The organism is Xenorhabdus koppenhoeferi (assembly GCF_900116635.1).
Lineage (GTDB): Bacteria > Pseudomonadota > Gammaproteobacteria > Enterobacterales > Enterobacteriaceae > Xenorhabdus > Xenorhabdus koppenhoeferi.
This window is the reverse complement of the sequence record NZ_FPBJ01000054.1, coordinates 1-12,001: the sequence shown is the minus strand read 5'-3', so window position 1 is coordinate 12,001 and position 12,001 is coordinate 1. Positions and strand designations below refer to the sequence as shown.

General features: G+C 41.3%; 10 protein-coding genes and 2 pseudogenes. 7 read left to right on the top strand and 5 right to left on the bottom strand.

Features of this window, described 5'->3' with window-relative positions; all coding sequences use genetic code 11:
- Nucleotides 1–515 (top strand): IS630 family transposase (locus BM329_RS13415; protein WP_245759041.1); only part of this gene is annotated, 515 nt, incomplete at its 5' end.
- An 18-nt stretch (nucleotides 516–533) separates the two neighbouring features.
- Nucleotides 534–707, top strand: a pseudogene (locus BM329_RS15125) (IS3-like element ISGur5 family transposase); the annotation flags it as partial.
- Nucleotides 708–930: 223 nt separating this feature from the next.
- On the opposite strand, the pseudogene BM329_RS14545 reads toward BM329_RS15125, so the two are convergent.
- Nucleotides 931–1,208, bottom strand: a pseudogene (locus BM329_RS14545) (IS701 family transposase); the annotation flags it as partial.
- 396 nt (nucleotides 1,209–1,604) lie between these two features.
- Between BM329_RS14545 and BM329_RS13410 the strand changes: the two are divergent.
- Entirely contained in the window at nucleotides 1,605–2,699 is a 1,095-nt protein-coding gene (locus BM329_RS13410) for a 3-deoxy-7-phosphoheptulonate synthase (protein ID WP_092554125.1), read from the top strand.
- A gap of 5 nt (nucleotides 2,700–2,704) precedes the next feature.
- Entirely contained in the window at nucleotides 2,705–3,826 is a 1,122-nt protein-coding gene (gene tyrA, locus BM329_RS13405) for a bifunctional chorismate mutase/prephenate dehydrogenase (protein WP_092554128.1), read from the top strand.
- A 56-nt stretch (nucleotides 3,827–3,882) separates the two neighbouring features.
- On the opposite strand, the gene pheA is transcribed toward tyrA, so the two are convergent.
- The 3 genes from pheA to bamD form a co-directional block, all read right to left on the bottom strand.
- A complete protein-coding gene (gene pheA / locus BM329_RS13400; RefSeq protein WP_092554122.1) occupies nucleotides 3,883–5,037 on the bottom strand; it encodes a bifunctional chorismate mutase/prephenate dehydratase in 1,155 nt (384 codons plus the stop codon).
- Nucleotides 5,038–5,447: 410 nt separating this feature from the next.
- Nucleotides 5,448–5,780 (bottom strand): ribosome-associated translation inhibitor RaiA, encoded by a 333-nt coding sequence (raiA, locus tag BM329_RS13395; RefSeq protein WP_092554119.1) that lies wholly within the window; start codon nucleotides 5,778–5,780, stop codon nucleotides 5,448–5,450.
- A 493-nt stretch (nucleotides 5,781–6,273) separates the two neighbouring features.
- A complete protein-coding gene (gene bamD / locus BM329_RS13390; RefSeq protein ID WP_092554116.1) occupies nucleotides 6,274–7,005 on the bottom strand; it encodes an outer membrane protein assembly factor BamD in 732 nt (243 codons plus the stop codon).
- Nucleotides 7,006–7,143: 138 nt separating this feature from the next.
- Here bamD and rluD point away from each other — a divergent pair, with 138 nt between their 5' ends.
- From rluD to clpB, 3 genes are all read left to right on the top strand, one after another.
- On the top strand, nucleotides 7,144–8,121 hold the full coding sequence (rluD, locus tag BM329_RS13385; protein ID WP_092554113.1) for a 23S rRNA pseudouridine(1911/1915/1917) synthase RluD: 978 nt from the start codon (nucleotides 7,144–7,146) through the stop codon (nucleotides 8,119–8,121).
- Nucleotides 8,122–8,125: 4 nt separating this feature from the next.
- Nucleotides 8,126–8,857, top strand: a complete 732-nt coding sequence (gene yfiH / locus BM329_RS13380; RefSeq protein ID WP_092554110.1) for a purine nucleoside phosphorylase YfiH — start codon at nucleotides 8,126–8,128, stop codon at nucleotides 8,855–8,857.
- Nucleotides 8,858–8,986: 129 nt separating this feature from the next.
- Nucleotides 8,987–11,560 carry an ATP-dependent chaperone ClpB gene (gene clpB / locus BM329_RS13375; protein ID WP_092554107.1) on the top strand — a complete coding sequence of 858 codons (2,574 nt, stop codon included), beginning with the start codon at nucleotides 8,987–8,989 and terminating at the stop codon, nucleotides 11,558–11,560.
- Nucleotides 11,561–11,714: 154 nt separating this feature from the next.
- On the opposite strand, the gene BM329_RS14860 is transcribed toward clpB, so the two are convergent.
- On the bottom strand, nucleotides 11,715–12,001 hold a 287-nt coding region (locus BM329_RS14860), incomplete at its 5' end, for a hypothetical protein (protein ID WP_218153287.1).

The window sequence follows — 12,001 nt, the reverse complement described above, 5'->3', positions numbered from 1 at the left end:
CCGCTGACGAACACGCTCGTCAGGTATTTGGCGAGCGTATCCGCCATCATGAGCAGGCGGGCAAACAGATTGTTTATCTGGATGAAAGCGGCTTTGAGCAGTCCATGCCACGTACGCATGGCTATTCGTTAAAAGGGTCCCGCTGTTTTGGTTTACATGACTGGCAGCACAAAGGCCGCATTAATGCCATTGGTGCTATCATTAAAAATACCTTTGTGACCTTAAGTTTGTTTGCCGGAACCATTAATGCGAATGTGTTTCATGCCTGGCTGACACAAGATTTGTTGCCGAAGCTCCCTAAGGGGACAGTGATTGTGATGGATAATGCCCCTTTCCATAAACGCGGTGACACGCGAAAAGCGATAACCGATCACGGATGCCAGTTAGAATGGCTTCCGCCTTACAGCCCAGATTTAAATCCTATCGAAAACAAATGGGCTGAAACAAAAACAACAAGAAGACGAGAAAGATGCTCTATTGATGAGCTGTTTACAGAGCATGTGACTTATGTCTGATTATATTGATTCTGCTATAGGTATGTCACCCCGGATGAACGTCACCGGGGCATAGATACCCAAATATTATTGAACAGAAAAGCAGTATATCTGGCCGCACGTCAATATCATCCGGAGCGCTGGAGTAAAGAGATCCGTAACTGGGAGCACATACAGGAAGTTTATCTAAATCCAGAAAAAGAAGCGGCATAAATGTAATTTTATTACATCAGGCGACAACTACCTTGAAAAACGCCGTTATTACCTGATCTCTTTCATGGTAATACGTACTCGGCGATAGAATAGTTGTGTTCAAGCACCAGTAGTGCGGATGCCAGTTTGAATTCTGAACTAAAACGTCTTTGCATAGTGTCACCTATTTTTTATTGAGGTAAGAATATCACCTCTGTAATGGTGACCAAAATTAGTGTGCCACATCAATAAAGGCATGGCCGCCCTGACCGGCATAACAGAGAAAGACGCCTGTCTGACTGTTTTCGACACGCCCGGCGGTGCTGCTGTATTGACGTTGTACGCCAGCGGAATGCGTGCCCATTCCGCCAGTTGCCAGCCATTTTTACGCTCAACGTCACTGAAGTAGTCCCCGGAGATAAGCGAGGCTGCGTTGTTGTGGGTCGGGGTGTGAAACAAGGGAGCTAATCGGGTATGCAGTGAGCGCAGTTCCTGTTCCCAGGCCTTGGTAGGTGTGTGCATTGAACACCTCCCCCGTATTTTCAGGAAAAAATGTCAGGGGTTATCATGCCACAATGAAGCGTACGACTGTAGTACTAGATGATTTTAAAAGAAATTTATATTTACCATAAATAAGATTTAGATGATTAATAATATATTTATATTGTGAGTGAAATTGTAAAAATAAACTTACAAAAATTTAACTTGGAAATTTATTTATATATTCATTAATAAAATTAAATAGTAATTAATTATTTCAGAACGTACGGTATCAAAAACACCAATCTTGTTGTAAAGTTAAGTTTACAAATAAAAGAATTAATTTACATGTTTGGATTGTATTCTTTACGATGCGTGGTATGTTATCCAGCAGACACTCAAAAAACATAATATAGATATAACAAGACAGGTAGAAAAATGATCATGCAAAAAGATGCTCTTAATAACGTTCATATTCTTGATGAACAGGTTCTTATTACTCCAGAAGAACTGAAACAGAGATACCCATTGAGTAGCAACGATCTACATGCCATCACGAACGCGCGTAATACTATTGCGGATGTTATTCAACATCGTGATCCTCGTTTACTAGTGGTATGTGGCCCATGTTCAATTCACGATGTGGATGCTGCTCTTGATTATGCCCGTCGTTTGAAAACGCTCTCTGCTGAATTGAGTGATTGTCTGTATATTGTTATGCGTGTCTATTTTGAAAAACCTCGTACAACGGTTGGCTGGAAAGGTTTAATAAGTGATCCCTATATGGATGGTTCATTTGATATGGATGCTGGGTTACATATTGCCCGCCGTCTGTTATTAAACTTGGTCGAAATGGGATTGCCGTTGGCGAATGAAGCGCTGGATCCTAACAATCCGCAGTATTTAGGCGATTTATTCAGTTGGTCAGCGATTGGTGCGAGAACGACAGAGTCACAAACCCACCGGGAAATGGCATCGGGATTGTCTGTATCAGTTGGGTTTAAAAATGGTACTGACGGGAATTTGAACACGGCGATTAACGCGATGAAAGCAGCCGCAATGCCTCATCGTTTTATGGGCATCAATCAATCTGGTCAGGTCTGTTTGTTGCAAACTCAGGGTAATCCTAATGGACATGTTATCCTGCGAGGTGGTGAAGCCCCGAATTACAGTGCTGAGCATGTTGCTGATTGTGAACACCAAATGATTAAAGCAGGGTTAACGCCATCATTGATGATTGATTGTAGCCACGGTAATTCCAACAAAGATTTTCGCCGTCAGGGCATCGTAGTGGATTCTGTTGCGGAACAAATTATGGCTGGAAATCAATCTATTATCGGTATTATGTTGGAAAGCCATCTTAATGAAGGGAACCAATCTTCAGAGCAGCTTCGTTCTGAAATGAAATATGGTGTTTCAGTAACAGATGCTTGTATTAACTGGCAAACTACGGAGCAAGTGTTAAGAAAATTGCACCAACAAATTGCACCACATTTGGCAAATCGAAATATGATAATGGAAAAAGCAGGATAATGAAAATGGCCGCAGAATTGTCACAATTGAGGGAACAAATTGATGAAGCAGACAAAGCATTATTGTCTTTGTTGGCAAAACGCATGAGTTTAGTTACACAAGTTGGTGAAGTTAAGAGCCAACTTGGTTTGCCTATCTACGCACCTGAAAGGGAAGCTGAAATGCTGGCTTCTCGTCGTCAGGAGGCGGAAGATATAGGTATTCCGCCTGACTTAATTGAAGATATTCTGCGTCGTATAATGCGAGAATCCTATGTCAGTGAAAACAGTAAAGGTTTCAAAAAACTTTGTACTCATTTGGGACCAGTAGTCATCGTAGGTGGTTCAGGTAAAATGGGAAAACTGTTTAGCCGTTTGTTGATGCTCTCTGGGTACGAAGTTAGAGTGCTTGAAACCGATGATTGGAGTAATGCCGAGCATATATTGGCAGATGCCGGAATGGTTATGGTCAGTGTTCCCATTCATTTGACAGAAGAAGTTATACGACGGTTACCTCCTTTGCCAAAACACTGCATTTTGGTTGATTTGGCTTCCATTAAGCACATGCCATTAAATGCGATGCTTGATGTACACCAAGGCCCTGTTTTAGGGTTGCATCCTATGTTTGGGCCTGATGTAGGTAGTTGTGCTAAACAGGTGGTGGTGTATTGTGACGGTCGTTATCCAGAAGCTTATCAGTGGTTTTTAGATCAAATATTGGTATGGGGTGCACGTTTGCATCAAATCAGCGCAGATGAACATGATAAGAATATGAGCTTTATTCAAGCGTTGCGTCATTTCACTACTTTTTCTTACGGACGACATCTTGCAAAAGAAGATATTGATTTACAGCAATTGCTTTCATTATCATCACCCATTTATCGATTAGAGCTGGCGATGGTAGGACGGTTATTCGCACAAGATCCTCAGTTATACGCTGATATCATTATGTCTAGCCCTGAAAATATTGAGCAAATACGACGTTATCACCAACGCTTTGCTCAAGCTTTGGAAATATTAGAAAATCAGGATAAATTGGCTTTCATTGAGAGTTTTAAACACGTAAGCGAATGGTTTGGAGATGAGGCGACCCGGTTTATGAAAGAAAGCCGAGTGCTTTTGCAGCAAGCCAGTGACAGTAGAATATAAGCTATTGATCATTATTTAATAAATTAAAACCGGATGAAAACATCCGGTTTTTTTACTTAGATAGGATCGATTGGAACTATATTTTCTGATGGGTAACATCCCAATACTTTCAAAAAGTGCGTTATTTCTGCTAGTTCTTTAAGTGTTTGTTGCATCTTAATTGAGCGCAGATTGGTTTGCACATCAATATAAAACATTTCTTCCCACGGTTTGCCATTTATTGGTCTAGATTCTAAGTTACTCATGACAATATCGTGTTTCTTCAAAATAATAAGTGCATCGACTAAAGAACCAGCTTGCTGTCCTGTTGACATAATAAACGTGGTTTTGGCGGGAACTTGCTCTGATACTTCAATCGGTTTGCGGGCAACAACAATAAAACGAGTGCTATTATCTTGCTGATTCGCTAAATCTCTTTCGAGAACTTGTAATCCATAGAGCGCGCCTCCAGCCTCACTGCCTAGTGCTGCCACTTCAGGGGAATTGAGTTCAGACACTTTTTGCATGGCGGCCGCAGTACTTTCGCAATAGATAATATTCCAGTGAGGATATTTATTGAGGTATTGATTGCATTGTTGGAAAGGCTGAGAGTGGCTATAAACCGTTTTGACCCTTGAGGTATCAGTTTGTCCGGTAATCAATAAACAGTGATTGATTGGCAGGGTTATTTCTCCGACAAGAGATAAAGGTGTATGTTGCAGTAAATCATAAACCTCATTGATTGCCCCTGAGCTGGTATTTTCCAGAGGCAGAATGCCATAATCTGCTTGCCCAATCTCAACTAATGAAAAAATGTCTGGAAACTTGTGGCAGCTGCATTCAATTAGTTGGTTAAAGTGGCGAGCCGAAAATTGACGCGCTGCAAGATGAGAATAGGAACCTTTTGGCCCTAGAAAAGTAATGCGAGCTGAGTCAAAGTGAGTCTGATTCAGATGCTGTTGTAACAAAGCTTGCTGAGTAAGAACTGAATCTTCAATGATCATCTGAAATAGCCGGGTAATGTAAAATCCATCTAATCCATGGGATTTACCCTTTGTAATTAATACATTTAGTAGTTCCTGCTCACGGTTTTTATCTCGGATAGGACAGTGATCGAGAAGTTTTGTCTGGGCGATATTAGTTGCTAATTGTCGGCGTTTAGCGAGTAAGTTCAGCAATTCAGCATCAATATTACTAATCTTTTCTCGTAAATTAACTAAATCTTGTTCCATAGCGTGTTCCTGACATTCTTATTATGAGTATAGTGTATTATGGGTATAGTTTATGGCCTATAAAACAAAAAACCTCCCGTTAGTAGGGAGGTTTCTATTCGTCTGCTTAATTTCTTTGTAAACGAAATACTCCCTTATGAGAAAGTAAAAAAAGAAAAATAAGAAAGACAGGTTGATAGTCATTTTGTTTGTTAGCACATTACTTTGTGGTTTCAATAGTGTACTTTAGTTAACCTATTTAGAGTGGAGTGTCAACAGAAGGAAGTTGTTAACTTCATTTTTTTACTCTACTACCTTATTCTTATTGGTTTCAACGTATACAATTATTGTATGTAAGGACAGTTATTGGATATAAGGATAGTAAAAAAACGCGCTCATTGAGCGCGTTATATTAGAAATAAGTATGTTTGTTATGCTTCTAAATTGAGGTTTGATTCTTTAACGCTGTTATCTGCACGTCGAGCTTCTGATTTATGTTGTACTTTATTAAGTTGGCGCTCTAATTTTGTCAGTAGCTCGTTGATGGCAGAGTACATATCTTCATGTTTTGCACTGGCAACTAATGTACCATTTGGGATGCCAATTGTGGCATCAACTAAGAATCCCTGAGGTTCTTTTGATAGTACTATGTGTGGGTTAATTAAAGTCACTTGCCACTTATTCAACTTACTTAGACGGTCTTCCACGTGGCTACGAATTGCGGGGGTAATTTCCATTTGTTTGCTGGTAATGTTTACTAACATATAGTTACCTCTTAATGTTACTCCGTCTTTGATGAATTCAGCATACCGCTCTTTTACGTAAAAAGAATGATCTAAATCACTTTTATTGGGTGATTTAGGAACTGAGTGACAGAATTGTGACACTCAAGGAAGATGTGGAGAATATTTGTTGCGGATTGGAGCATAATGCGTCATTATTGTTCAGTTATGGTATTGTCAATTTTGTTGATAATGCCGTTATGTAAACTATTTTAGATATAAAAATATTAGAAAAATAATCTAATATACCAATGAATTTCAAGATGCTGCGAGACGGCAAGGGAAGGAATTTCAGGGAACATTGATAACTATGTATTCTGAAAAATGTATTCTGAAAAATGTACCCTGAAAAGAGAATAACCGGAAAAAATAAAAGTGAGTGTCGCCAACAAAATGGCAACTTGAAAGGTAATGGGTATATCTGAATAAAAAACAGCAGCCAAAAAGCTGCTGTTTTTGATCATAATCTTAAATTTTATTCAGGATTGGCCGCAATCAGTTTTGTCACTTTACCTGCTTCAGTTGTCAGTCCTAATTTCTTATAAGCTGATTCCATATAAGAAAGTGCTTCCCGGGTTGCATGAGTATCAGGATAATCTCGTAACATTTGTTCTACGCGATTGACAACTGCCACATAAGCACTGCGTTTAGTGTAATATTTCACGACTGCAAGTTCGTATTTGGCCAAACGCTCTTTGATAAATGCTAAACGCTTAGTAGCATCGGTTGAATATTGGCTGTTTGGATAGTAGCGAACGAGTTGACTGAAATTACGGAAAGCGGCACGAGCATATTCAGGGTCGCGATCCGAACGATCAATACCTAAAAAGCTTTGTAGTGCACTGTCATCCAGAGCCTGTGAGACCAAGCCCCGCATATATAAGACATAATCGATATTAGGGTGGATTGGATTCAAACGAATGAAACGGTCAATTGATGCAAGAGCCAGTGGGAATTCCGCTGATTTGTAGTAGGCATAGATCAAATCAAGCTGAACCTGTTGGGAGTACGGCCCAAAAGGATAACGGTTATCAAGAGATTCCAATTGCTTGATGGCCGCTTTATAGTTACCTTCTTGCAGCTTTTCTTGCCCGATTGAATAAATTTGAGATGGTGGGATATCAGGAACAGCATCCTTATTGCTGGAGCATCCAGATAAAATCAGGCTCAATGTGGCCGCTGCCACTAGATATTTCATGCGAATCATCACGTGTTGATTATCCTCTGAGAGTTTTCTGGGAGACTGTCCGTGAAGCTCCCGGCAAAATATAGAGTTACAATAGCACACTATTTTAAATGAAACGGCTTTGCCGTCAAAACTCAACGTAAAATATAGAAGTTATATATGGCACAACAAATCCGACTCAACGCAATAGTCGCTGAATCTCAGCTTGGTCAACGTTTAGATCAAGCTTTGGCTGAATTGTTTTCCGATTATTCAAGGTCACGTATAAAAGAGTGGATCTTGGACAATAAAGTTCAAGTTAATGGTAAATTAATTAATAAACCAAAAGAAAAAGTTCTCGGAGGGGAAGAAATTTCCATCAATGCTATCATTGAAGAAGATGCTCGTTGGGAACCGCAGGATATTGAATTGAATGTAGTCTATGAAGACGACGATATTCTGGTTATCAATAAGCCACGGGATTTGGTTGTTCATCCGGGGGCAGGTAACCCTGACGGAACCATACTGAATGCCTTGTTATACCGTTATCCTGAAATAGCGGATGTGCCTCGTGCCGGCATTGTTCATCGTCTTGATAAGGATACAACGGGATTGATGGTTGTCGCAAAAACCGTGCCAGCCCAAACCCGTCTGGTGGAATCTTTGCAGTTGCGTGAAATAACCCGTGAATATGAAGCCATTGCCTTGGGATGTATGACGGCAGGAGGCATGGTGGAAGAGCCTATTTCTCGCCATTCAACCAAAAGAACGCATATGGCCGTACATCCTATGGGAAAACCCGCAATTACCCATTATCGTGTTATGGAACATTTCCGGGCACATACCCGTTTGCGTTTACGCTTAGAGACGGGCAGGACACACCAAATCCGTGTACATATGGCACACATTAAGCATCCTTTGGTTGGTGATCCATTGTATGGCGGGCGTCCTCGTCCTTTAAAAGGGGCATCGGACGAATTTCGAGAAGTAATGCGCAACTTTGATCGCCAAGCATTGCATGCCACCATGTTGCGCCTTTACCATCCGATTACTGGAATTGAGATGGAATGGAATGCGCCATTACCAGATGACATGGTTAAACTTGCTGAAGTGATGAAAGCGGATGCTGAAGCTTTCAAAGATGAAATGGATTTGTAAGTAAATGACACCACTGATTTTTCCCGATTGGCCACAGCCTGAGAATGTTGCTGCTTGTAGTACAACCCGCGAGGGAGGTTTAAGTTTGCCCCCTTATGACGGCCTTAATTTGGGAAGTCATGTTGGGGATGAACCAGAATGTGTAGAGCGAAATAGAAAACTCCTGGTTGAATATGCTCATTTGCCACAGCAACCAATTTGGTTGGAACAAGTACACGGAACACGTGTTATCAGGCTTGAGGGTCAGTTACTGGGAAATAATCAGGCTGATGCTGTTTACACAAATGTCCCCAGGCAGGTTTGTGCTGTGATGACAGCAGATTGTTTACCAGTTTTGTTTTGCAGCATTTACGGAGATGAAGTTGCAGCAGCTCATGCTGGGTGGCGTGGATTATGTGATGGAGTATTAGAAAATACTGTATCTCAATTTAACGCGAAACCTGAAATGATTCGTGTATGGCTGGGGGCAGCTATTGGTCCTAATAAATTTGAGGTAGGCGCTGAAGTCAGGGAAGCCTTTATGTTGACCAACCCTGAGCTGGGGCAAGCTTTCATACCTTATGGCGATAAATTTCTGGCAAATATTTATTTACTGGCTAGATTAAAGTTGCAGTCTGTCGGAATAACAGACATTTTTGGTGGGGCCGCATGCACTATGACGGAGAAAGAAAGATTTTTCTCTTATCGTCGTGATGGTAACACCGGACGAATGGCAACTTTAATCTGGTTGAGATAATCTATTCCACAGGACGATCTTTGGCGTATAGCGGTAAGTTTCCAATTAACTTTTCAGAAGACCTTGAATATTTAAGAAATGACCTTATTTAATCTCCAGTAGCAAATTCTGACCAGTATTGGAGGTGTTATGCGTCTGGATCGTCTTACCAACAAATTCCAGCTAGCTCTCGCTGATGCCCAATCTCTTGCATTAGGGCGTGATAATCAATTCATAGAGCCTATCCATTTGATGTTCGCATTGCTCAATCAAGAAGGCGGCTCCATTCGTCCTTTATTGACATCGGTTGGGGTGGATACAGCTAGTTTCAATAATCAACTTAACCTAGTTCTAGATCGATTGCCGAAAGTCGAAGGCAGTGGTGGAGATGTACAGGTATCCAATGAGCTTGGGCGTTATTTAAATTTGTGCGACAAACTTGCGCAAAAAGCAGAGGACAACTTTATTTCCTCTGAACTCTTTATTTTGGCAGCGATAGAGGAACGTGGAACATTAAGTGACATCCTTAAAGTTGTCGGTGTAACTAAAGATAAAGTCACTAAGGCAATAGAACAAATGCGTGGTGGTGAGAAAGTAAATGATCAAGGTGCAGAGGATCAGCGCCAAGCATTAAAGAAATATACAATTGATCTGACTGAACGTGCTGAACAAGGAAAATTAGATCCTGTTATTGGACGCGATGAAGAAATTCGCCGCACGATTCAGGTGTTACAGCGTCGAACTAAAAACAACCCTGTGCTTATTGGTGAACCAGGGGTAGGGAAAACTGCCATTGTTGAAGGTTTGGCGCAACGTATAGTCAATAGCGAAGTTCCCGAAGGATTGAAAAACAAGCGTGTTCTGTCTCTTGATATGGGGGCGTTGTTAGCAGGTGCAAAATACCGTGGTGAATTTGAAGAACGTCTGAAAGGTGTTTTAAACGATCTGGCTAAACAAGAAGGTTCAGTCATCCTATTTATTGATGAATTGCATACCATGGTAGGAGCTGGTAAAGCTGAAGGTGCTATGGATGCCGGTAACATGCTAAAACCTGCTTTGGCACGTGGTGAATTGCACTGTGTGGGAGCGACGACACTGGATGAATATCGGCAGTATATTGAGAAGGATGCAGCTTTGGAACGCCGCTTCCAGAAAGTTTATGTCGCAGAACCCACAGTTGAGGACACTATTGCAATTCTGCGTGGGCTAAAAGAGCGTTATGAGCTGCATCATCATGTACAGATAACCGATCCGGCAATTGTCGCTGCTGCAACTTTATCTCATCGTTATATTTCTGATCGCATGTTGCCAGATAAGGCAATTGACCTGATTGATGAAGCCGGGGCCAGTCTGCGTATGCAGATGGACTCTAAACCAGAATCATTGGATCGTCTTGAACGCCGTGTTATTCAATTGAAACTTGAACAGCAGGCGCTGAAAAAAGAATTAGATGATGCCAGTAAAAAACGTTTAGAAATGCTAAGCGAAGAACTGGCAGAAAAAGAACGCGAATATTCTGAGCTGGAAGAAGAATGGAAAGCAGAAAAAGCTGAACTCACCGGTACTCAGAATATCAAGGCAGAGTTAGAAAATACGCGCATTGAATTAGAAAAAGCTCGCCGTAGTGGCGACTTAGCCAAAATGTCTGAAATTCAGTACGGAAAAATTCCGGAATTAGAAAAACGTTTGGCTACGGCAACAACAGCAGAAAATCGTCATATGAAATTGCTGCGCAATAAAGTCACTGATGCTGAAATTGCTGAAACTCTTGCTCGCTGGACAGGAATTCCTGTATCCAGAATGTTGGAAAGTGAAAAAGATAAATTGTTGCGCATGGAACAAGAGTTGCATAAACGTGTTATCGGGCAGAACGAAGCTGTGAATGCCGTATCGAACGCCATTCGCCGTAGCAGAGCTGGATTATCTGATCCTAATCGTCCCATTGGCTCTTTTATGTTTTTGGGGCCAACGGGAGTAGGTAAAACAGAATTGTGCAAGGCACTGGCTAATTTCTTGTTCGACAGTGATGATGCAATGGTTCGTATCGATATGTCGGAATTTATGGAGAAACACTCAGTTTCAAGGCTAGTGGGTGCTCCTCCCGGATATGTTGGATACGAGGAAGGAGGGTATCTGACTGAAGCGGTACGCCGCCGTCCTTATTCAGTCATATTGCTGGATGAAGTGGAAAAAGCCCATCCAGATGTTTTCAATATCTTATTACAGGTGTTGGATGATGGTCGTCTGACAGATGGGCAGGGAAGAACGGTTGATTTTCGCAATACAGTTGTGATTATGACCTCTAATTTAGGTTCCGATATGATTCAGGAACGTTTTGGTTCGCTGGATTATACAGGAATGAAAAATATGCTGATGGAAGTAGTTGGTCACCATTTCAGACCTGAGTTTATTAACCGTGTCGATGAAATTGTCGTGTTCCACCCATTAGGAAAGGAACATTTGGTATCCATTACGAATATTCAATTGCAGCGTTTATACCAGCGGCTGGAAGAACGTGGTTATCCGGTTACGATGACATCTTCTGCATTGGAGAAATTGAGTGAGGCTGGTTTTGATCCTGTGTATGGTGCTCGTCCTCTGAAACGAGCCATTCAGCAAGAAATTGAAAACCCTCTGGCACAACAGATTCTTTCTGGCAAATTGATTCCGGGTGAATTAGTGACCTTAGATCTGGAAAAAAATAGTATTGTTGCAAAACAATAGCGTTGTCTGCGTAGTAAGAACTTTTATAAGTAATCGTCAGTTATAAGAGACTGGCGGCGGTTTTCATCACAAACAGTTTGATAATTTGTCGTGGAATAATAGAAAAAGATCTTACAAAGATAAAAAGAGGTGGAAAAAACATCTCTTTTTTCTTTTAGTAGGATAAAAAACTACAATACAGACTGTTTTGACGAAAAGTTGAGCGATTGGCGGTGTTTTTAAAATAACTATTGCTACTATCATAAAACTCCCTATAATGCGCATCCGTTGTCACGGCAAACACACAAACCTGTCGGGATGACAAAATGGAAAGCCCTGAAAAATAAGGCTTGACATTGACAGAGGGAAGCGTAAGATACGCCGCCTCGCAACCCGGAAGAACTTGCCGGTTGCCACCGCTCTTTAACAACTTAATCAGACAATCTGTGTGGGCACTCGCAG

Bases quoted from the DNA above. Each gene is read 5' to 3' on its own strand.
- raiA (WP_092554119.1), bottom strand. From the start codon at position 5,780: ATGTTAGTAAACATTACCAGCAAACAAATGGAAATTACCCCCGCAATT.
- yfiH (WP_092554110.1), top strand. From the start codon at position 8,126: ATGACACCACTGATTTTTCCCGATTGGCCACAGCCTGAGAATGTTGCT.
- pheA (WP_092554122.1), bottom strand. From the start codon at position 5,037: ATGGAACAAGATTTAGTTAATTTACGAGAAAAGATTAGTAATATTGAT.
- tyrA (WP_092554128.1), top strand. From the start codon at position 2,705: ATGGCCGCAGAATTGTCACAATTGAGGGAACAAATTGATGAAGCAGAC.
- BM329_RS13410 (WP_092554125.1), top strand. From the start codon at position 1,605: ATGATCATGCAAAAAGATGCTCTTAATAACGTTCATATTCTTGATGAA.
- clpB (WP_092554107.1), top strand. From the start codon at position 8,987: ATGCGTCTGGATCGTCTTACCAACAAATTCCAGCTAGCTCTCGCTGAT.
- rluD (WP_092554113.1), top strand. From the start codon at position 7,144: ATGGCACAACAAATCCGACTCAACGCAATAGTCGCTGAATCTCAGCTT.
- bamD (WP_092554116.1), bottom strand. From the start codon at position 7,005: ATGATTCGCATGAAATATCTAGTGGCAGCGGCCACATTGAGCCTGATT.